This is a genomic window from Flavobacterium sp. N2820, from assembly GCF_025947285.1.
Taxonomy (GTDB): Bacteria; Bacteroidota; Bacteroidia; order Flavobacteriales; family Flavobacteriaceae; genus Flavobacterium.
Genome location: NZ_CP110008.1, coordinates 2,918,960 through 2,941,501, shown reverse-complemented (window position 1 = coordinate 2,941,501; position 22,542 = coordinate 2,918,960). Strand labels below are relative to the sequence as shown.

The 22,542-nt window shown below is 34.1% G+C and carries 13 protein-coding genes and 2 tRNA genes; 7 read left to right on the top strand and 8 right to left on the bottom strand.

The features are described from left to right. Nucleotides 1-7 precede the first annotated feature (7 nt). The 4 genes from OLM52_RS13770 (at nucleotide 8) to OLM52_RS13755 (ending at nucleotide 12,087) form a co-directional block, all read left to right on the top strand. Nucleotides 8-6,850 (top strand): T9SS type B sorting domain-containing protein, encoded by a 6,843-nt coding sequence (locus OLM52_RS13770; RefSeq protein WP_264549061.1) that lies wholly within the window; start codon nucleotides 8-10, stop codon nucleotides 6,848-6,850. A gap of 99 nt (nucleotides 6,851-6,949) precedes the next feature. Beyond that, nucleotides 6,950-9,862: an AsmA-like C-terminal region-containing protein gene (locus OLM52_RS13765; RefSeq protein WP_264549060.1), complete on the top strand. Its 2,913-nt coding sequence runs from the start codon at nucleotides 6,950-6,952 to the stop codon at nucleotides 9,860-9,862. Between the two features lie 90 nt (nucleotides 9,863-9,952). Beyond that, nucleotides 9,953-11,710 carry an aromatic amino acid hydroxylase gene (locus OLM52_RS13760; protein ID WP_264549059.1) on the top strand — a complete coding sequence of 586 codons (1,758 nt, stop codon included), beginning with the start codon at nucleotides 9,953-9,955 and terminating at the stop codon, nucleotides 11,708-11,710. A 68-nt stretch (nucleotides 11,711-11,778) separates the two neighbouring features. Continuing rightward, nucleotides 11,779-12,087, top strand: coding sequence for a rhodanese-like domain-containing protein (locus OLM52_RS13755; protein ID WP_264549058.1), 309 nt, complete (start codon nucleotides 11,779-11,781; stop codon nucleotides 12,085-12,087). Between the two features lie 29 nt (nucleotides 12,088-12,116). On the opposite strand, the gene OLM52_RS13750 is transcribed toward OLM52_RS13755, so the two are convergent. From OLM52_RS13750 to OLM52_RS13720, 7 genes are all read right to left on the bottom strand, one after another. Beyond that, nucleotides 12,117-12,764 (bottom strand): DUF4230 domain-containing protein, encoded by a 648-nt coding sequence (locus OLM52_RS13750; RefSeq protein WP_264550556.1) that lies wholly within the window; start codon nucleotides 12,762-12,764, stop codon nucleotides 12,117-12,119. A gap of 71 nt (nucleotides 12,765-12,835) precedes the next feature. Beyond that, nucleotides 12,836-13,981 carry a GNAT family N-acetyltransferase gene (locus tag OLM52_RS13745; protein WP_264549057.1) on the bottom strand — a complete coding sequence of 382 codons (1,146 nt, stop codon included), beginning with the start codon at nucleotides 13,979-13,981 and terminating at the stop codon, nucleotides 12,836-12,838. Between the two features lie 65 nt (nucleotides 13,982-14,046). Then, the gene (locus tag OLM52_RS13740; RefSeq protein ID WP_264549056.1) at nucleotides 14,047-14,523 is read right to left on the bottom strand and encodes a DUF1761 domain-containing protein; all 477 of its coding nucleotides are present in this window, start codon (nucleotides 14,521-14,523) and stop codon (nucleotides 14,047-14,049) included. 129 nt (nucleotides 14,524-14,652) lie between these two features. After that, complete coding sequence (locus OLM52_RS13735) at nucleotides 14,653-15,714, bottom strand: arabinogalactan endo-beta-1,4-galactanase (protein WP_264549055.1); 1,062 nt, start codon at nucleotides 15,712-15,714, stop codon at nucleotides 14,653-14,655. 22 nt (nucleotides 15,715-15,736) lie between these two features. After that, the gene (locus OLM52_RS13730; RefSeq protein ID WP_264549054.1) at nucleotides 15,737-16,189 is read right to left on the bottom strand and encodes a KTSC domain-containing protein; all 453 of its coding nucleotides are present in this window, start codon (nucleotides 16,187-16,189) and stop codon (nucleotides 15,737-15,739) included. Between the two features lie 133 nt (nucleotides 16,190-16,322). Next, a tRNA-Met gene (locus OLM52_RS13725) sits at nucleotides 16,323-16,395 on the bottom strand. Between the two features lie 27 nt (nucleotides 16,396-16,422). After that, nucleotides 16,423-16,495, bottom strand: a tRNA-Met gene (locus OLM52_RS13720). A gap of 117 nt (nucleotides 16,496-16,612) precedes the next feature. Between OLM52_RS13720 and era the strand changes: the two genes are divergently transcribed. Continuing rightward, the gene (gene era / locus OLM52_RS13715) at nucleotides 16,613-17,497 is read left to right on the top strand and encodes a GTPase Era (RefSeq protein WP_133608057.1); all 885 of its coding nucleotides are present in this window, start codon (nucleotides 16,613-16,615) and stop codon (nucleotides 17,495-17,497) included. Between the two features lie 57 nt (nucleotides 17,498-17,554). Here era and OLM52_RS13710 read toward each other — a convergent pair whose 3' ends face one another. After that, on the bottom strand, nucleotides 17,555-18,076 hold the full coding sequence (locus OLM52_RS13710) for a hypothetical protein (RefSeq protein WP_264549053.1): 522 nt from the start codon (nucleotides 18,074-18,076) through the stop codon (nucleotides 17,555-17,557). A 212-nt stretch (nucleotides 18,077-18,288) separates the two neighbouring features. Here OLM52_RS13710 and der point away from each other — a divergent pair, with 212 nt between their 5' ends. Both der and OLM52_RS13700 read left to right on the top strand, forming a co-directional pair. Continuing rightward, a complete protein-coding gene (der, locus tag OLM52_RS13705; protein WP_264549052.1) occupies nucleotides 18,289-19,599 on the top strand; it encodes a ribosome biogenesis GTPase Der in 1,311 nt (436 codons plus the stop codon). A 145-nt stretch (nucleotides 19,600-19,744) separates the two neighbouring features. After that, nucleotides 19,745-22,531: an outer membrane beta-barrel protein gene (locus tag OLM52_RS13700; RefSeq protein ID WP_264549051.1), complete on the top strand. Its 2,787-nt coding sequence runs from the start codon at nucleotides 19,745-19,747 to the stop codon at nucleotides 22,529-22,531. Nucleotides 22,532-22,542 lie beyond the last annotated feature (11 nt).

Here is a 22,542-nt window from a genome sequence, read left to right as displayed (position 1 = left end):
GAGAAATATGAAAAAAAAATTACTAATCTTAGTGTTTTTTACCATTTTTGGTAAAAACTATTCTCAAACATATACTATGCAAAATGGAACATTTAACACATGTTCAGGAATTTTTTATGATTCTGGTGGTTTAAGCGGAGATTATCTTTCGAATGAATCATTTACTATGACATTTTGCCCAAGTTCTCCTGGAACATATGTTCAATTTGATTTTTCAACATGGGATGTTGAGGGTGAACCTTTCGATTTTATGACATTTTATGAAGGTATTAATACATCTGGAACTGTTATTGGTACTTATGGAAGTACATCTCCTATTGCAAATGGTTGCGGTACAATAACTAATTATATTGCATCCAGTCATCCTTCAGGATGTATTACTGTAACTTTTGTTTCAGACACTTCAGTTCAAATGGGTGGATGGGCTGCAACTATATCTTGTACAACGGTTGCTGGAGGTGACCTAATTCAGACGATAACGCCACCAGCAAATTCAGTTTGTTCAGGTTCAGACCCCTTTTGTGCAGATGCCGGCCCATTAGAATTTCCAAATGTTAGCAATTCAGATTGTGTACCAGATGCTCCCGCTGTAATTGTATCTAATACTTGTCTTTTTTCAGCACCAAATCCTGCATGGTACTATCTAGAAATAGATCAAGCTGGACCATTAAATTTACAAATTTCACAAACAACAGGTCCCGGAGGTACAGGCGCTACTTTAGATGTAGATTATGCTTTATGGGGACCTTTTTCAAGCGCGAGCGCAGCTTGTGCAGATTTCACTTTGGGTGATTGTACGGCTGATCATGCATGTACAGGGACAGTAATAGATTGTAGCTATAGTATATCTGCTACAGAAACTGCTTCTATCCCCAATGCACAAGTTGGAGAAGTATATATGGTATTAATTACTAATTATGATGGTGCTGCAGGTTATATTACTATGACACAAACAAATGCAGGTGTAGGTGGAGCAGGATCAACAGACTGTACAATTGTTTGTCCTGTAGCAATAGGTACAAATCCTTCTTGTAATTCTTCTGATGGTATAATTACAATAGAAGGATTAGATGCAGCTACATCATACAATGTTACTTATTTTGATGATGGTACTCCAATTGCTATAACATTAATTAGCGATGCGTCTGGAAATATAATGATTACTGGTTTAAATGCAGGAAATTATACTGATATTGTGACTAATTTTCCTGGATGTACTACATTTACATCTAATGTTACTTTAACAAGTAATGGAACTCCCGCAACACTGACTAGTATAACTAATAATTCACCCATTTGTGAACCTGATAATGCTATATTTAATCTAACAGGTACTCCCAATTCAATTGTAGCATATACAATTAATAGTGGGATTTCTCAAACAGTGACAATAGATAGTGCAGGAAATGCTACAGTAACTGTTCCTCTTGTAACAACAAGTACGACATTAACTACAACTTCAATTTCTTCATTAGGAACTCCAATTACAGGTAACGGTTTAAGTGCTTCAGGAGGAAACACACCTGTAAATTCAACGGGAACCATTTCTACGATAGGTACTCCTGCAACTGCAGCAAATTGTGCTTTTGTAAACAATGCAAATACTACATTAACAATAACTCTACAAGATATAGTTCCAGCAGGCACACCGATAATTATTAGTTTAGCTCGAGATAATAATGCTGGAGATGTTACAATAGCATCAGGAGGTGCATCAACTACCTTTAATGTAGGTCCGAATGATATTTTACAACAAATTACATTAACCACTATAACTTCAACAAATACTGTTATTATTACAAGAACGGCTGGAATAGTTTGGGTGGATGGGGTTCAGTATTCAATTTCTTCACCGGGTTGTACGGTAGCAATTTCAAATTCAAGTACAGTAATTGTTAATTCACAACCAAATGCAGGAACAAATGGAACTCTATCAATTTGCGATTCAAGTGTAACAGCCATCGATTTATTCAGTTTAATTTCTGGAGAACAATCTGGCGGTACTTGGTCCCAAACATCCGGAAGTGGTGGCACTTTTGATGCCGTTTTAGGAACATTCACTCCTGCTGTGGGCGCAACATCAAGCTCTTTCACTTATACTTTACCAGGAACAGCACCTTGTTCTAACGTAACTAGTTTAGCAACCATAAATATCATTCCAGAATCAAATGCAGGACTTGATGGTGTCATTAACGTGTGTTCTTCAACAGCTTCTGCTATACATTTAGATGATATTATAACAGGAGAACAAACTGGAGGTGTATGGAACCAAACGTCGGGTTTAGGTGGCACCTTTAATCCGATGGCTGGAATTTTTACCCCTTCTGTTGGTTCAACTTCAGCGACTTTTACCTATACAGTCCCTGGTGTTTTTCCTTGTCCTGATGATGTAAGCATTGCTACTGTAAATGTTTCTGCACCTGTAAACGCAGGAACAGATGGAACCCTATCAATTTGCGATTCAAGTACAACAGCAATAGATTTATTCAGTTTAATTTCTGGAGAACAATCTGGCGGTACTTGGTCCCAAACATCCGGAAGTGGTGGTACTTTTGATGCCGTTTTAGGAACATTCACTCCTGCTGCGGGCGCAACTTCAAGTACTTTTACTTATACTTTAGCTGGAACAGCTCCTTGTGTTAATGCAACTAGTTTGGCAACCATAAATATCAGTCCTCAACCAAATGCAGGAACAGATGGAACTCTATCAATTTGCGATTCAAGTACAACAACAATAGATTTATTCAGTTTAATCTCTGGAGAACAATCTGGCGGTACTTGGACCCAAACATCCGGAAGTGGTGGTACTTTTGATGCCGTTTTAGGAACATTCACTCCTGCTGCGGGCGCAACTTCAAGTACTTTTACTTATACTTTAGCTGGAACAGCTCCTTGTGTTAATGCAACTAGTTTGGCAACCATAAATATCAGTCCTCAACCAAATGCAGGAACAGATGGAACTCTATCAATTTGCGATTCAAGTACAACAACAATAGATTTATTCAGTTTAATCTCTGGAGAACAATCTGGCGGTACTTGGACCCAAACATCCGGAAGTGGTGGTACTTTTGATGCCGTTTTAGGAACATTCACTCCTGCTGCGGGCGCAACTTCAAGTACTTTTACTTATACTTTAGCTGGAACAGCTCCTTGTGTTAATGCAACTAGTTTGGCAACCATAAATATCAGTCCTCAACCAAATGCAGGAACAGATGGAACTCTATCAATTTGCGATTCAAGTACAACAGCAATAGATTTATTCAGTTTAATTTCTGGAGAACAATCTGGCGGTACTTGGTCCCAAACATCCGGAAGTGGTGGTACTTTTGATGCCGTTTTAGGAACATTCACTCCTGCTGCGGGTGCAACATCAAGTACTTTTACTTATACTTTAGCTGGAACAGCTCCTTGTGTTAATGCAACTAGTTTGGCAACCATAAATATCAGTCCTCAACCAAATGCAGGAACAGATGGAACTCTATCAATTTGCGATTCAAGTACAACAACAATAGATTTATTCAGTTTAATCTCTGGAGAACAATCTGGCGGTACTTGGACCCAAACATCCGGAAGTGGTGGTACTTTTGATGCCGTTTTAGGAACATTCACTCCTGCTGCGGGCGCAACTTCAAGTACTTTTACTTATACTTTAGCTGGAACAGCTCCTTGTGTTAATGCAACTAGTTTGGCAACCATAAATATCAGTCCTCAACCAAATGCAGGAACAGATGGAACTCTATCAATTTGCGATTCAAGTACAACAACAATAGATTTATTCAGTTTAATCTCTGGAGAACAATCTGGCGGTACTTGGACCCAAACATCCGGAAGTGGTGGTACTTTTGATGCCGTTTTAGGAACATTCACTCCTGCTGCAGGCGCAACTTCAAGTACTTTTACTTATACTTTAGCTGGAACAGCTCCTTGTGTTAATGCAACTAGTTTGGCAACCATAAATATCAGTCCTCAACCAAATGCAGGAACAGATGGAACTCTATCAATTTGCGATTCAAGTACAACAGCAATAGATTTATTCAGTTTAATTTCTGGAGAACAATCTGGCGGTACTTGGTCCCAAACATCAGGAAGCGGTGGTACTTTTGATGCCGTTTTAGGAACATTCACTCCTGCTGCGGGTGCAACTTCAAGTACTTTTACTTATACTTTAGCTGGAACAGCTCCTTGTGTTAATGCAACTAGTTTGGCAACCATAAATATCAGTCCTCAACCAAATGCAGGAACAGATGGAACTCTATCAATTTGCGATTCAAGTACAACAGCAATAGATTTATTCAGTTTAATTTCTGGAGAACAATCTGGCGGTACTTGGTCCCAAACATCAGGAAGCGGTGGTACTTTTGATGCCGTTTTAGGAACATTCACTCCTGCTGCAGGCGCAACTTCAAGTGCTTTTACTTATACTTTAGCTGGAACAGCTCCTTGTGTTAATGCAACTAGTTTGGCAACCATAAATATCAGTCCTCAACCAAATGCAGGAACAGATGGAACTCTATCAATTTGCGATTCAAGTGTAACAGCCATAGATTTATTCAGTTTAATTTCTGGAGAACAATCTGGCGGTACTTGGTCCCAAACATCCGGAAGTGGTGGTACTTTTGATGCCGTTTTAGGAACATTCACTCCTGCTGCGGGTGCAACTTCAAGTACTTTTACTTATACTTTAGCTGGAACAGCTCCTTGTGTTAATGCAACTAGTTTGGCAACCATAAATATCAGTCCTCAACCAAATGCAGGAACAGATGGAACTCTATCAATTTGCGATTCAAGTGTAACAGCCATAGATTTATTCAGTTTAATTTCAGGAGAACAATCTGGCGGTACTTGGTCCCAAACATCAGGAAGTGGTGGTACTTTTGATGCCGTTTTAGGAACATTCACTCCTGCTGCGGGTGCTACATCAAGTACTTTTACTTATACTTTAGCTGGAACAGCTCCTTGTGTTAATGCAACTAGTTTGGCAACCATAAATATTGACCAAAATCCTACTGCATCTATTAATTACTCTTCTGCACAGTACTGTATATCTAATTCAACTGCTAATGCTATTTTAACAGGTACAGGCTCATACGAAAATGGTGTTTTCAGTTCATTACCAACAGGTTTGTCAATTGATATAAATACTGGTAATATTGATTTAAATAATAGTTTACCAGGCACTTATACAGTAACTTATATTATTCCTACTTTTGGAAGCTGTCTTTCAAATTCAGTTAATACTTCAGTAACCATTTCTCCACGCCCGGTGGTAACAGCTACTGTTTTACCGAGTACAGGTGTTCTTTGTTCAGGAGATGTTGTAGATATTCAATTGAGCAGTAATGTTCCTGGGGCTATTTTTTCATGGACCTCTAGTAGTGCAACAGTTACAGGTCATTCATCATCAGTAGTTGGTTCTACCGATACGTTTATCAACCAGACTTTGGTTTTAAATTCAGGAATTACAGGAACAGGAGAGGTTGTTTATGGAATAGTTGCAGAGGCCAATGGATGTGTTGGGGAAACAGTTTTCGTTACGATTTCAGTAAATCCTATACCTGATGTTACGGTAACCGGTGATGGCCAAACGATTTGTTCTGGCGAGACGACAAATATTTCTTTTGAGGGCACCGTAAACAATACCGTTTTCACATGGGTTGTTCAAAGCAGCACAGGAGTTTCAGGCGCATCAAATGGATCAGGAAGTTCAATTGCACAAGTATTGGAAACAACAGGATTGTCTCAAGGCGTTGTTGTGTATCAAGTAACACCAAGTTTAAATGGTTGTGTAGGTGCATCTGCGACAATTACAGTATATGTTAATCCAATTCCGGAGTTATTTGGAAGTCCAAACCATCCAGAATTATGTAGTGGTGTGGGTAGCACGTTTATCAATTTCTCTACCTTTAATGCCAACACCATATTTACATGGACCGTGAATCAAGTAGGAGTAACAGGGGCAACCGCTGATACAAGTACAGGATCTACATTATTAATAGAGCAAGTATTAGAAACAACAGGTAACACACAAGGTTATGTTGATTATGTAATTACGCCAACATTAAATGGATGTTCAGGCACTTCAGTTACGGTTCGAATTTATGTAAATCCTTTACCACAGCCTGTTTTAGCAGATGGAACAATATGTGTTGATGCAGCAGGAGTTACCTTCCAGACGTATTTATTAGACACAGGTTTAGATGCGAGTATGTATGATTTTGTTTGGTATATTGATGGAGTTGCTCAAGCAAATTCAGATGCAGCCACATTTACAGCTTCAGTTGTGGGTGTTTATAGTGTTATAGCAACCAATTCGGTTACGAATTGTGTTTCAGAAGAAGAGTTTGCAGCAGTTACTGCTACTACACCAGCAGATTCGTTTACCACATTGGTAACCGATGCATTTTCAGACAATGCAACAATCACAGTAACCGTTTCAGGTGGTTCAGGCACTTTGTTGTATCAATTAGATGAGGGTTCTTTCCAATCATCGAATGTTTTTACAGGAGTAAGCGCAGGAGAGCACACAGTTACAGTAATAGATAGTGAAGGTTGTACATTTATAACACAAAACGTAACAGTGATTGATTACCCAAAATACTTTACACCAAATGGCGATGGTCACAACGACACGTGGAATATCGTAGGAATGAATCAAGCAGATGCGAAGTTGTATATTTTTGATAGATACGGAAAGTTAATCAAACAATTAAGTGCAACGGACACAAGTAACGGATGGGATGGAACCTATAACGGACAACAATTACCATCTACAGATTACTGGTTTACACTAGACTACACTGAAAATGGAGCTGCAAAACAATTTAAAGCACATTTTTCAATGAAAAGATAAGAGAAAAAAGAGTTAGCTAATACTAACTCTTTTTTTTTACATTTTAATATTGGAGAACATTTTTATAGTAATTTTGCAGTTCTCTCTACAACTATAAAAATGAAAAAAAACAATAAATCGCTACTTTTTAAAATTTTAAAAATAACAGGTATTACATTTGTAATCAGCTTATTGCTGTTAATATTACTTCCTATTCTATTTGCGGATACAATTACTGAAAGAGTTAAAATCTTAGCAAATAATCATCTTGAAGGGGAACTGAATTTTAAAGATTCCGAATTATCTTTTTTTAAACACTTTCCTTCGTTAACATTAACGCTAAACGAATTAAACCTAAACGGATCAAAACCATTTAAAGAAAAATCATTAGTCGCTGCAAAAGAAATTGGGTTTGGGATAGATGTCTGGAGTGTTGTTTTTGGAAGCCAAACACAAATTGAAGAACTATTTTTAGAAGAAGCGAAAATCAATATTTTAGTCAATAAGAAAGGAGAGGCAAACTATAATATTTACAAATCAACTTCAAAAGACACCACAACTTCATCAGAAAGCGCCTCATTAAATCTTGAAAACATACAAATTAACAACAGTCATTTAATTTATAACGATAAATCAACTAAAATACAAATTGAAGCAAAAGGTTTTAACTACAAAGGAAAAGGTGATTTATTGGCATCCAATTTCAATTTAAAAACTTCGGCACAAATTGATAGTTTGAGTTTCGTTTATGACAAAAGTGAATATTTAAAAAACAAAAAAGTAAAAGCCGATTTAATAACAAAAATCAACACCAATTCACTTTCTTTTGTTTTTGAAAAAAATGATTTAGTCATCAATAAACTTCCTGTAGAATTTACTGGCTTTTTTGATTTCCTCAAAAACGGTTATCAAATGGATTTTAAATTAAAAACCGAAGATAGTAACTTGGATGATTTATTTACAGCTTTACCAGCCGAATATGTCTCTTGGATGACCGAAACCAAAATGAAAGGAAAAACCTCTGCTTTCCTAACTTTAAAAGGAAAATACATTGCTGCTGAAAATTTAAGTCCCGAATTGAATTTCAACATTAAAGTACGAGATGGCTATGTAAAACACACAAAAGCACCTTATCCAGTTGAAGGTATTTATTTAAATCTAGACACTAAACTTCCAAATTTAGATATCAATCAACTCAAAGTACGATTGGATTCATTATATTTTGATGTAAATAAAAACAATTTGAGTGCCATTTTAATTTCGGATGGGTTTGGCGAAAAAATGACTGTTGATTCAAAAATAAAATCAAAATTAGACTTGGCTTTCTTAAACAATGCACTTCAAATTCCAAATTTCAAATTAGCCGGAAATTTAGATGCAGACATTATTTCTAAAGGAAATTACAGCAAAAAAGAAAAAAAATTCCCTGTAACCAGCGGAAATTTCGAACTCAAAAACGGATTCATACAAACCGCTTATTATCCAAAACCTATACAAAACATCAATTTAAAAGCAAAATTGAACAGCACAACGGGTAATTTTAAAGATGCATCTTTTGTGCTTTCTCCAGCAAATTTTACCTTTGAAGGTGAGCCGTTTACCATGACTGCTTCTTTTAAAAACTTTGACGATATTAATTATGACGTAAAAGCAAAAGGAACTTTAAACGTTGCCCGAATTTACAAAGTTTTCTCTCAAAAAGGATTAGATGTTGATGGTTTTATCAAAGCTGATTTGAGTTTGGCTGGAAAACAAAGCGATGCATCAAACGGAAGAATTGGTAATTTAAAAAACAGCGGAACGCTTGAAGTGAAAAACATCAAAACCACCAGTGATTACCTAGCAAAACCATTCTTAATCGAAAACGGATTATTCACGTTCAATCAGGATAAAATGTATTTTTCTAATTTCAATGGGAAATATGGAACATCTGACATTACCATGAATGGAAATTTAGAAAACGTTATCAACTTTGTTCTTTCGGAAAATCAAATTTTAAAAGGAAACTTTAATCTAACTTCAAATTTTTTACACATTAACGAATTTATTCCAACAACAACTTTTGAAAATGAAGACGAAAATGAAGTTAGAACAGAAGTATCAGGAGTAGTTGAAATTCCAACGAACTTAAATGTTTCTATCCAAACCAATGCTGTAAAAACACAATACGACGATATTACTATTGAAAATTTAAGCGGAAACATTCTTATTGAAAACGGAACATTAAAACTTACAAATGGCACAATTGGTATTATTGGAGCTACAGCAAAAATGGATGCTTTTTATAAAAATGAAGGCACTCAAAAAGCCTATTTTGATTATAAAATTAATGCATCTGAGTTTGATATTAAACGGGCTTACAACGAAATTAAAATGTTCCGAGAAATTGTAACTGCTGCTGAAAATGCAGAAGGAATTGTTGGATTGAATTATTCGATAAAAGGTGTTTTAAACAATCAAATGGAACCTGTTATGCCTTCTTTGGAAGGAAAGGGAACCCTTTCTGTAAAGAAAGTTAAAATGAAAGGTTTTAAATTATTGAATGTTGTTTCAGCAAAAACCGAAAATCCAGATATTAAAGATCCCGATATTTCTAAGGTAGACATTAAAACCACTATAAAAAATAATATTGTAACTGTTGAACGTTTCAAATTTAAAGTAGCTGGTTTTAGATTACGATTTGAAGGACAAACAAGTTTAGACGGAAAATTAAATTTAAAAATGCGCATTGGATTACCGCCATTAGGAATTATTGGAATTCCAATTAAAATACAAGGAACACAAGAAAATCCAGCAATTAAATTAGGTAGAAAATCAGAAGATTTAGAAGAAACCGAATATATTGATGGGATAAGCCCAGTTAATTTAGGCGAACCAACACTAAATAATACAACTCCAACTATTCAAAATGATAGTGTTCCAAAAGTAGCGCCAACTGTTCCTTCCACAAAAGAACCAACACCTACTCCATCGCTTCAAAACGATAGCATTCCGAAAGTAGTACCTGGTGTTCCTGTTGAAAAAGTAGATTGATAATTTGCAATTAGTTTTATCAAATCGTTAAAAAGCTTTCCTGATTTCTTAAAAATTCGTAATTTTACGTCAAACATGACGAATAAAATTATGGAAACGCATTTTGAAAGCAATCCGCTGATTGACAGATTACCAAAGCATTTAAAACAATTCATTAAACCTCAAGTTTATGATGATTACACACCAATAAACCAAGCGGTTTGGCGTTATGTAATGCGTAAAAATGTGTCTTATCTTTCAAAAGTAGCGCATAACTCCTATTTAGAAGGTTTAGAAAAAACGGGATTAGAAATCGATAACATTCCAAATATGTATGGAATGAATCGAATTTTAAAAGAAATTGGTTGGGCTGCAGTTGCTGTTGACGGATTTATTCCACCCAATGCTTTTATGGAATTTCAAGCCTATAATGTGTTGGTTATTGCTTGTGATATTCGCCAATTAGAACATATTGAATATACTCCAGCACCTGATATTATTCACGAAGGTGCAGGCCACGCCCCTATTATTGCCAATCCGGAATATGCAGAATATTTAAGACGTTTTGGCGAAATTGGTTGTAAAGCCATTTCTTCTTCACGCGATTACGAATTGTACGAAGCCATTCGTTTGCTTTCGATTTTGAAAGAAGCAGAAGGAACTCCGCAAGAAGAAATAAAAAAAGCAGAAGAGCAAGTTGATTTCCTACAGAATAATATGGGCGAATTATCAGAAATGTCGCGCATTAGAAACCTACATTGGTGGACGGTTGAATACGGTTTAATAGGAACTATTGAAAATCCAAAAATTTATGGAGCAGGTTTACTTTCTTCCATTGGAGAAAGCGCTTGGTGTATGACCGACAATGTAAAGAAAATTCCATATGATATTTCGGCGGCAGACCAAAGTTTTGATATTACAAAACCTCAACCACAACTATATGTTACTCCCGATTTTGCTCAACTAAATTCGGTTTTAGAAGAATTTGCTAATACGATGGCACTTCGAAAAGGTGGTCCAAAGAGTGTTCAAAAATTAATCGATTCAAAAGCATTAGGAACCATTGAATTGAGCACAGGAATTCAGATTTCAGGGATTTTTACCAATGTAATTGAACACGAAGGGAAATCGGTTTATGTTCAAACAACTGGAAAAACGGCACTTTCCTACAGAGAAAAAGAATTAGTAGGTCATGGAACAGAATATCATGCTGAAGGTTTTGGTTCACCAATTGGAAAACTAAAAGGCATCAACTTGGCGATTGAAGAAATGAGTCCAAGAGATTTACGTGCATATGATATTTACGAAGGCGAACAAGTTACTTTAGAATTCGAAGGAAATATAAAGGTTAAAGGAGAAATCATCACAGGTTCTCGCAATTTACAAGGTGAAATTTTATTGATTAAATTCAAAAATTGTACAGTTACCCATAACGACACCATCCTTTTTCAACCAGAATGGGGAATTTATGATATGGCTGTAGGTAAAAAAGTAATTTCTGCTTTTTCAGGTCCAGCTGATGTGAATAGTTTTGACATGATTAATCACGTTCCATCATCGCAAACTATAAAACAAAAAAAATCACCTGAAAGAGAAGAATTGGAAAAACTATATGCTAGTATTCGCAATATTAGAGAGCATAAACCGGCAATTACCACTTTGAAAGAAGCTTTTGCATCAGTTACAGCAAATCATCCAAACGATTGGTTATTATCAGTAGAAATTGCTGAATTGGCTAAAAAAGAAAACAATTCGGATTTAGTGGATAAAGTTTTAAATCATTTAGAAAAAGTTAAAACCAATCGCCCAGAAGTTGCTCACCTAATTGACGGTGGATTAGAATTGATTTTTGAGAAAGCAAACGTTTAACTAAAGTAACTTTTGTTACTGAAAAGCTATACAATCGCGTTTATCTTTGTCAAAAAAAAGAAACAATTATGGGAATTTTAGATTTTTTAGGATTAGGAAATAAAACCAATGAGGTGCAAGAATACGTTCAAAAAGGGGCTATTATTTTAGATGTTAGAACGCCAGATGAATTTAGAGAAGGACACATTAAAGGGTCAAAAAATATTGCATTACAAGTTTTAAACGGAAATATCGAAACCATCAAAAAATGGAACAAACCAGTTATTGCATGTTGCCGTTCTGGAATGCGAAGTGCTCAAGCAACTTCCATTTTAAAACAAAACGGAATTGATTGCATTAATGGTGGTGGTTGGAACAGTTTAGAAAACAAATTATAAAAAAAAGTCCCGATTGAATCGGGACTTTTTTAATTCACCATATTTAATTGCAAATCTTTATCAGATTTTATTTCATTTCCTTTGTAAGATAACGTCCAACCCATAGAATTTGTGAGAATCAACATTTTTGAAAGCTCACTCAACAATCGGTTTTGAGCATTTGTTTTTAATGTAGATTTTTCAATTTTTTTGGCCAAATTTGCTCTTGCAATTTTATTTATCTTATTATAATCTTCACCTGTAAACTCGTTAAACGTAGAAGATTCGGTGTCATAATATTTAAAATCTGGACTAATTTTAATCTCTTCTTTTGGTATGTTTGTGATTGTCAAAATTTTGTTTTTTGCATCAATATCATACGTTACTTTGCTCAAATCAAAACCTACCGTAACATCAGCATTAATCACAACTAACGCTTTTTTATCAAAAGACAATCCAGGGATATACGTCTCCTTTTTATCTTTATAGGTTAAAACCTCAGCGAAATGCCCTTCAGTTACGACCAATTTACCAACATTCTTTATTTGAACTTGAATCAAATTGGTGTCATATTCAATAGTTGATGTTTCTGATTTCCTAGTAAAAAACTGAAAGACAAAATAACCAATTACAAAAAAAACAATAATGTATAACAATTTTCCAGAACGTCCAATGGCTTGAACAATTGGAATTAACATGTTTTTTATTTGAGTTTCAGAAGAAGAAGTTCGTGCCATGATTAAAATTTTACACGAAGATAGGAAGATTTTTACTTAAATGGATGGCGTTGTTGCCAATTTAATTCAGGCTCTAATTGTTTAAAAATTTTAGCCATAAATCTATTAATCAATTTATTATTATGAAAGATAAAACCCGACATATTCACAGGTTTTGCACCTATAGAACTTTTAATTTCTAATGCGGTTCTGCCAAAAATAATACGCTTAAATCCATTTTCAATGCCATACTCGGTCATATTGTACAACATGTTCAAATACAACATATTTTCTTTCTGTATGGTTTCATCATAGCCTAAAAAATAAGTCTCTAAAGTTTCATCATTTAATAAAAGCGTATGAAAACCTACTAATTTTTCATTCAAAAAATAACCAAAAATCTGAAATCGATTGCCACATTGTCCTTTTAAAGTTGAAAAATGATTTTTTGCTAAGAAAAAAGTATTAAACGGAGCATTTTTAGCCACATAATGATACAAATCGTAAATGGTGTTTTCATGTAAAATTACTTCTTCAAATAGTAAATTTTTAACTACAATTCCATCAAATTTCTTATGCGCACGTTTGTATTGATCACGGTATTTTTTTGAAAGTGCATTGATATAATCTTCAGCCGATTTCCAATTTGCGTCTAAATAAAAAATCATATTAGGCTGCGTGTTGAACTCGTAGGTCTCTTTAAAACGATACTTTTTCAATTCAACGGAACAATTTTCATAGAAATCTTTAAATGAAACCAAATGAATTTTTACACCCTTTTGTTTGAAATACTTTGTGATTTCATCGGCACTTTGCAATAAAATTTCGCTAATACATTCAAAAGCTATTTCTTTTGAAAAAACATATCCATTTTGACCCGTAATCATATTATTTCCAAGAAAAAGGGTATGCGAAGCAAAATTTTTGAAAATAAAATTACGAAGCGCAATTTTAAATGATTTATCTCTTTCACCGAAGGACTCTAATTTATTCAAATCTAAATATTGTGCTAAAGAAACACCAATTAGTGTAGATTTTTCAAAAATTCCAATGTAAAAACACTCCATATTTACTGGAGCAGATTTTTCTAAAACCGTTAAATAAGGTTTTTGAAGAAAAACATTACTCTGAGCCACAGCGTCCCAAAGAGAAGGTAATTCTTTAACTGAATTGAATATTTTAAATGAAATTTCGTCCAATGTATAAATAAAATCGCCCCACAAAAGTAGAGCGATTCCTATATAATTAAATGTTAAATTTTAATTTATTTCCAACCACAAATAATAGCTCCCATTAAAGTCATTACCAATATCCAATAACCCGATGTTATTGCTGCATATTTAAAAGATTTTTGTTCAAATAAACAATTGGTTGCTATTACGGGAACCACAACAAATAATGAAGCAAAAAATCCATGTAAAGCTCCATGTCCAAAACTTCTGAACATGTGTCCATGAACTTGCATATAGGCTAAAAAAGCCTCATCTTTTTCATTTCCACCAGCTAATTGTAAAGCACCTATTTGATGAATTACTAATGTAGGCATCATAAAAGCTAACAAAAAAGCAAAAACGAATGTTAACCCAAAGATTTTTGCCATATTTCCTGTTTTAGCTTTTTCTTCGGTCATTCCGATTTCATTCATCCAAATGGTTCCAAAAACTTTTGGATTGTACCAAACAAATCCGACAACAAAACTTGATAAAGCAGCTACTAAAATAGCTAAATAATTCATTTCCATAATTGATATAGTTTATTGGTTAGTCCATCAAACTTACATAAATTTTGGCAATTAAAAAACGGATAGGCAAATTTATGTAGGCTCTTTATTCCTTTGGCAAAACTATATTTCGGAAAAAAATATAAAAAATTATTCAAAAACCGACATTGCTGGTAATGCCTTATGATTAAAATCCCAAAGAGCTTGATTTTCCCATGAAGAACCATTTGTAGATGTTGCTCCTCTAAAAGCGATCCATTCAGTTCCCCAATAACAAAATCCTAATCCATTTGGTGTGTTTTTTACAGTATTTTTAATCTGTTGTAAGAAAGCTTTTTGACCTTCTGGAGAAGCAGGAAAATTGGGATGAATTTGATTTGGCAAACCAATTACATTATTGGTCCAATCGTTCCAATCCAATGTAAATGGATAGGAAGTTTCGGCAACTAATACTTTTTTATTGTGTGTTTGACCCAATGAAGTCATGGTTTGCTGCAATAAATTGATATCCGTTCCATGCCAAATTGGATAATAAGACAATCCAATATAATCATAATCAATTGCTGCAGTTTTTGAAAAAAACCAAGACGCACCATCAATTCCGGCATAGTGTAACATAATTTTTGTTGATGGGCTATTGGCTCTAATTACAGTGCTTGCACTAGCTAATAGTGATAAGAATTGAGACTCATTTGATGTCAAATTTCCTTCAGGAAAAATAAAACCATTATTGATTTCATTACCAATTTGAAAAATATCGGGTTGAATTTCGTTTAGTATTGTTGCTGTGTAATTTTCAAATTGCGCTTTTAACTGCATAAAAGTCAAACTATTCCATGCCGATGGTTTTATTTGATTTCCGGGATCTGCCCAAGTATCAGAATAATGAACGCTTAACCAAACCTTCATACCATTATTTTTAACCCGCTGCGCTAGAGCTTTCACTTCATTAAAACCTGATTGATTTACAGTTGGTGTATGCCAAAGCCTAATTCGAATTGTATTGCAACCTGCTTTTTTTAGTGTTAGCAGTGCATCTTCGGGAATAGTGTTGTTATTGTAGTAAATAGTTCCTTCAGACTCTATCAAAGGCAACATTGATAGGTCTGCTGCCTTGATAAACTCTTGTGAATTATTCGTTACTTCATCTTTAGAACAAGAAAAAGTAATGAGAATATATAATAATGCTATTAATTTTATCCTAATTTTCATTGGATAAAAGTACAAAAAACTATTATTCGCTTGCCACTAATTTTGAGGCACTTCGGTATAAAAATTCATTATAAATGTGTCTTCTTGCAAAACGACTAGGCGATTCTGCATTTACCATTTTAATGTAAGTTACTTTTGGCACACTAAAATACTCGTAGTTGCTACCGTCTAAAAACGAAATATACAACACGCCATTATCCATATAAAAATCTTGGATGTTAACCGTTGTAGTTGTTTTTTGGTATACTTCTTTATTTTTTTCTTGCGTTTCAGGAGCAATACTTACTAGGAAATGATAAGCTTCAATAATATTTTTACTTCTTTCTTCTGCTGCTAAACGCTCCACCGGATCAGCTATAGTATCAGGATGATCTTCTTTCATACTATTTCTGTAAATCGTTTTTAATTCTTTTAGCGTAGCTGTTTTAGTAACATCAAGTAACTTTCTGTACTCGGCAATTTTCTTTGGATTCATATTTTTAAAATAAAGGTGCAAAAGTAGTGTTTTATTATTAAATTCAGCAAAAAACAACAGAAAAGAAAGTCTAATTATTTATCAATGAATTAATTACATAAAAAAAGCTCCACATTTCTGTGAAGCTTCTTAGTAGCGGGAACAGGACTCGAACCTGTGACCTTCGGGTTATGAGCCCGACGAGCTGCCTACTGCTCTATCCCGCGATGTACGGTTGTAATTCAATAAATTTGTAGCGGGAACAGGACTCGAACCTGTGACCTTCGGGTTATGAGCCCGACGAGCTGCCTACTGCTCTATCCCGCGATTTGTGAGTGCAAAGGTACAATCTTTATTTAAAATTACAAGACTTTTTTAAAAATAATGTTTTCTTTCTACTATTTCAGGCGTTATCACTACCTTTGTACCCATAAATAAATTGAAATGGAGCACAGAGCAGGTTATGTAAATATTATTGGAAATCCGAATGTAGGAAAATCAACTCTTATGAATGCGTTTGTAGGTGAGCGTCTTTCTATTATCACATCGAAAGCACAAACTACAAGACATCGTATTCTAGGGATTGTAAATGGGGATGATTTTCAAGTTTTATTTTCAGATACGCCAGGAATTATAAAACCGGCGTATGAATTGCAAAATTCGATGATGGATTTTGTAAAATCGGCTTTTGAAGATGCTGACATTTTAGTTTATATGGTGGAAATTGGAGAAAAAGAATTAAAAGATGAAGCGTTTTTTAATAAAATTATCCATTCTAAAATCCCAGTTTTGTTATTATTGAACAAAATTGACAAATCGAACCAAGAACAATTAGAAGAACAAGTACAAGCCTGGAAAGAAAAAGTACCTAATGCAGAACTTTTTCCTATTTCGGCATTAGAGAATTTTAATGTACAAACCGTTTTTGATAGAATTATCGAATTACTTCCGGTGTCTCCAGCATTTTACCCTAAAGATGCTTTAACAGATAAACCAGAACGTTTCTTTGTTAACGAAACCATTCGTGAGAAAATCTTGTTGAATTACGATAAAGAAATTCCGTATGCCGTAGAAATTGAAACGGAAGAATTCATTGAAGACGATAACATTATTAGAATTCGTGCCGTGATTATGGTGGAACGCGATACTCAAAAAGGAATTATCATTGGTCACAAAGGTGCTGCTTTGAAACGTGTTGGAATTCAAGCAAGAGAAGATTTAGAAAAATTCTTTGGAAAACAAATTCACTTGGCTACTTACGTTAAAGTAAATAAAGATTGGAGAAGCAGTGCTTATCAACTAAAACGTTTTGGGTATAACCAGAAATAAGAAGAAGAAGCAAAGAAGAAAGATAAAAGATGCCTGATGAATATTCATCAGGTTTTTTTATTCCAAAACCTTATACATCAAATCTTCTAATTCGTGCATTTGTGGCACACCGCGTTCTCTGTTTAATCGCGCCATAAAATAGAGCGAAAACCAAAAAACTACCATGATTCCCATGATGCTGAAATCTAAAACCGTGGATTGTTTTAGCGACCAATGCGTGTAAGCCATCATTGCAAACACTAAAAATAATCCTGCAATAATAAAGTGTAAAAACATAAACAGTGTCCATAACAATTGCTCTGGACCAAATAATCCTTTTACTGTTGTTTTATCTTCATTAGCTTCTAATTCCAAATGTAAAAACGGGGAATAGTATTTTCGTTTTTCTTTGCTGAAATAGAAATACAAATGCGCATCGATTATTTTAATTTGGTAATCAGCTTTGAGTTCAGTTTTTAGCTGGTTTGCTTTTTCTAAAATCTTATCGACACTGTTTTTTGATTCGACTTCAAACTTTGGTCGTAGTGCAATACTTTTTTCAGGCTCCATTTCTTCTGATTTTAAAGCTAATATATACATTTTTAACAAATGTTGAACAAATTTCACGCCCTAGCCCAGATAAAAACGGAAACCCCGCAAATTTTTGACCTATTTTTTCTTTTTATTTGGACAGCGACCTTAGAAGCTGACCGAATAAATTTAGAAAAAAAGAGCTAAAATTGTGGTGTTGTAGTGGATAGCTGGAAAAAGCTCCAAAAAAAATCGTACTTTTGCCGATTCAAAATAAGATTATGAATAATATTGTTGCCATTGTAGGAAGACCAAATGTTGGAAAATCCACATTTTTTAACCGTTTAATTCAGCGAAGAGAAGCTATTGTTGACTCGGTAAGCGGTGTTACGCGTGATAGAAATTATGGAAAAAGTGAGTGGAATGGAAAGGAGTTTTCTGTAATTGATACGGGAGGTTACATCAAAGGATCGGACGATATTTTTGAAGCTGAAATTCGTCGTCAAGTAGAATTAGCTATTGATGAAGCAGATGCAATCATTTTTGTAGTGGATGTAGAGGAAGGTATTACGCCGATGGATGATGAAGTGGCTAAATTGCTTAGAAAAGTTACAAAACCTGTTTTATTAGTTGTAAATAAGGTTGACAACGCCATGCGTGAAAAAGACGCGGTTGAGTTTTATAATTTAGGATTAGGAGAATACTATTCAATTTCGGGAATGAGCGGAAGTGGAACAGGAGAACTTTTAGACAAATTAGTCGAAGTGTTGCCTGAAATGCCAGAAGTTACTGAAGAAGTAGAACCATTACCACGTTTTTGCGTAGTAGGAAGACCAAATGCTGGAAAATCATCTTTCATCAACGCTTTAATTGGCGAAGATAGATTTGTGGTAACCGACATTGCTGGAACTACTCGTGACGCAATTGATACGAAATACAACCGTTTTGGATTTGAATTCAACTTGGTTGATACTGCCGGAATTAGACGTAAAGCGAAAGTAAAAGAAGATTTAGAGTTTTACTCTGTAATGCGTTCGGTGAGAGCTATTGAACACAGCGATGTTTGTTTATTAGTTATTGATGCCACTCGTGGATTTGAAGGACAAGATCAAAGTATTTTTTGGTTGGCTGAAAAAAACCGAAAAGGTGTGGTTATTCTTGTAAACAAATGGGATTTAGTAGAAAAAGATACCATGAGTACTCGTGACTACGAACGTAAAATTAGAGAAGAGTTACAACCTTTTACAGATGTACCTATCCTTTTTATATCTGCTTTAACCAAACAACGTTTATTAAAAGCATTAGAAACTGCCGTTGAAGTCTTTGAAAACAGAAAACAGCGTATTTCGACTTCAAAATTCAACGAGTTGATGTTGCCAATTATAGAAGCAACACCACCACCAGCTTTGAAAGGAAAATATGTAAAAATTAAATATTGTATGCAGTTGCCAACACCAACTCCTCAGTTTGTATTTTTTGCCAACTTACCGCAATATGTGAAAGATCCATACAAACGTTTTATAGAAAATAAATTAAGAGAACAATACAACTTTAGTGGTGTTCCAATAGATATTTATTTCAGACAGAAATAGTTGAAAACCGAAGTTAACGCTTCGGTTTTTTTATGGTTATTATGAATTTCATGTTAAATTTTTCGTAAGAAAATTTTTAATTACACAATAAATTTTTTAATTCGTTGTTTAATACACTTAACAACTAACAAAACGATCTCATTTTATGTTTCAAAAATTAGCTTTTGCGTTCTTTCTACTTTGTTTTACAATTAATTATAGCCAAAATACCATTGTATTAAAAGGAAAAATTATTGACCAAAACACTTCACTCCCACTAGAATCGGCAACAATCTATTTAAAATCGGTAAAAGATTCAGCTGTAGTAGATTATACTATTTCAGATAAAAACGGGAACTTTGAAATAAAGACCAAGAAAAACGAATCCCCAGTTTTCTTCAAAGTTTCTTATATCGGCTATACAGATTATACAGAAAAATTGGAAAGCTTAAACAAGGATAAAGATTTCAGTTTTGTAAAATTAGCCGAAAACGTAAGCACTTTAAACGAAGTAATTGTAAAATCAGAAGCACCACCAATTACCATCAAGAATGATACATTAGAATTCAATGCATCATCATTCAAAGTAAGACCTGATGCTAACGTAGAAGCTTTATTAAAACAACTTCCTGGCGTTGAAATAGATGAAGAAGGCAAAATTACTGTCAACGGAAAAGAAGTAAACAATATTTTAGTCAACGGAAAACCATTCTTTGGCAAAGATGGTAAAATAGCAACCCAAAATTTACCTGCAGAAATAATCAATAAAGTTCAAGTAACCGATACCAAAACCAAAGAAGAAGAATTATCCGGTCAAGATGCCACTTCAGATGAAAAAACCATCAATTTAACCATTCAGGAAGATAAAAACAAAGGTGTATTTGGTAAAGCAAACGTGGGTTATGGCACAGATGACAGATATGAATCGAGCTTATTGTTTAATTATTTTAAAGACACCCAAAAAATTAGTATTCTAGGTTCTGCCAATAACATTAACTCCATCGGGTTTTCAATGGATGAAATTTTTGACAATATGGGCGGCGGAAGAAATAGCTCTATTTGGGTAAATGATAACGGTAGTTTTGGCATTAATGGAATGCAGTTTGGCGGAAATAACGGAATTACCACATCTAATATGATAGGGATAAACTTTGCAGATGAATGGGCTAAAAAGAAAATTAATCCAAACGGAAGTTATTATTATTCAAACGCAGAAACCAACAATAATAACAGAACTAATCGAATTAATTTACTTCCAACTGGCAATACAAACACATTAGCAGCATCAAAAACCAAATCTATCACTGACGGACATAGCATTGCAATGGATTTTGAAGTAAAAATCGATTCTACTACAACGCTATACATGAGTCCTAGTTTTTCTAAAAGCGAAATGAAAAACAAAAATACCGGATTTGATGCAACTTTCGACGAATCTGGAACGGCCTTAAATGAAAACACCAGCGACAACAATTGGTCTAGCCAAAACAATACATTCAAAAACAGCCTTTATTTATACAAACAGTTTAAGAAAAAAGGAAGAGGAATGAGCTTTTCAATGAGTAATGAAAACAGCAAAAACGAAGCTGATTTATTTACCAAAACAACAACTACATTTTTTCAATCGGGAAATACTGATGACGATAGAGATCAATTTAGAATTGACGATTCAAAAAATGATAGTTTTAGGGCAGAAATTGGCTACTCTGAACCTTTAAGAGATTCATTGGTATTTAATTTTAAAACATCATATAGCTATAAAAAAACAAATGACAATAGAGAAACCTATGATTTTGATAGTGGACTAAATGCATATTCAGACTTTAATGATTTGCTTTCAAATGATATTGTTTCTAGAACTTCTTCAGTGATTCCTATGGTTGGAATTAGCTTACGAAAAAAGAAAATTAGAGGTAGTTTTTCTATGGGAACAGAGATTATTAATTTCAATAATCAATCCAACTATTTGGCAACCAAAACTTCGGTAAATAAAAACTATATGTATCCAAAAATGAATGGATATTTGAGTGTTACATTAGGCAAATCAAAATCAATTTACAGTTATTATTCATACGAAGTCAATTTACCTACTGCTAATCAAATTTTACCTTTTGAAAATCTAGGCAACCCTTTAAATACTTTTATTGGAAATGCAGAATTAAAACCTAATGAAAATTACTCTCTTTATACGAACTTCAACAATTATGATTATGCTACACGAAGCGGTTTTTATGCATACGCTGGAGGAGATTACAACGTGAACCAAATCGTAGCTTCTACAACTTATGATGCGGATTTTAAAGCAATAACAACTTATCAAAACGTAAGCAAAGCATATAACACCTATGTAGGTTTTAGCTTAAACAAATCTATAAAGAAAGAAAAAAGAACACTTAAATATGGCTTAGGAATGCAATTGGGATACAATTACGACCAAGGTTTAACCAACGCAGAATTGTTTGAATCAAAAGGATTGACCTTAAATCCAAGAGCCAATATATCTTGGTCAATTGATGAAATGATAACGATTAGCCCATCTTACAAATACACTTATATTACCAATGATTATACAAATTATGTAATTGATAACACTAAAAATTTCAAGCACAGTGCCAAGTTAGAAATCACAAGTTATTGGCCTAAAAAAGTGGTTTTAGGTAGTGATTTTGGTTACAATTACAACTCTAATATTGCAGATGGATTTCAAAAAGATTTTTATCTATGGAACTTGAGTTTGGGATATAATTTCTTTCAAGATAAATTATTAGCAAAAGTAAAAGTGTATGATGTTTTAAACCAAAACATCAGTGCAACCCGAAGCATTACTCCAACTGCCATTACCGATATGGAAAATACAGTTTTACAACAATATGCAATGTTTTCTTTAACCTATAAATTAGAAAAATTTGGCGGTAAGAAAAAAGATGGCAATTCGTTCATCATGGTAGATTAAAAAAAAACTCG

Coding starts and splice junctions, on each gene's coding strand:
- era (WP_133608057.1), top strand. CDS start 16,613: ATGGAGCACAGAGCAGGTTATGTAAATATTATTGGAAATCCGAATGTA.
- OLM52_RS13740 (WP_264549056.1), bottom strand. CDS start 14,523: ATGGAAATGAATTATTTAGCTATTTTAGTAGCTGCTTTATCAAGTTTT.
- OLM52_RS13760 (WP_264549059.1), top strand. CDS start 9,953: ATGGAAACGCATTTTGAAAGCAATCCGCTGATTGACAGATTACCAAAG.
- OLM52_RS13755 (WP_264549058.1), top strand. CDS start 11,779: ATGGGAATTTTAGATTTTTTAGGATTAGGAAATAAAACCAATGAGGTG.
- OLM52_RS13750 (WP_264550556.1), bottom strand. CDS start 12,764: ATGTTAATTCCAATTGTTCAAGCCATTGGACGTTCTGGAAAATTGTTA.
- OLM52_RS13700 (WP_264549051.1), top strand. CDS start 19,745: ATGTTTCAAAAATTAGCTTTTGCGTTCTTTCTACTTTGTTTTACAATT.
- OLM52_RS13730 (WP_264549054.1), bottom strand. CDS start 16,189: ATGAATCCAAAGAAAATTGCCGAGTACAGAAAGTTACTTGATGTTACT.
- OLM52_RS13710 (WP_264549053.1), bottom strand. CDS start 18,076: ATGTATATATTAGCTTTAAAATCAGAAGAAATGGAGCCTGAAAAAAGT.
- OLM52_RS13735 (WP_264549055.1), bottom strand. CDS start 15,714: ATGAAAATTAGGATAAAATTAATAGCATTATTATATATTCTCATTACT.
- der (WP_264549052.1), top strand. CDS start 18,289: ATGAATAATATTGTTGCCATTGTAGGAAGACCAAATGTTGGAAAATCC.
- OLM52_RS13770 (WP_264549061.1), top strand. CDS start 8: ATGAAAAAAAAATTACTAATCTTAGTGTTTTTTACCATTTTTGGTAAA.
- OLM52_RS13765 (WP_264549060.1), top strand. CDS start 6,950: ATGAAAAAAAACAATAAATCGCTACTTTTTAAAATTTTAAAAATAACA.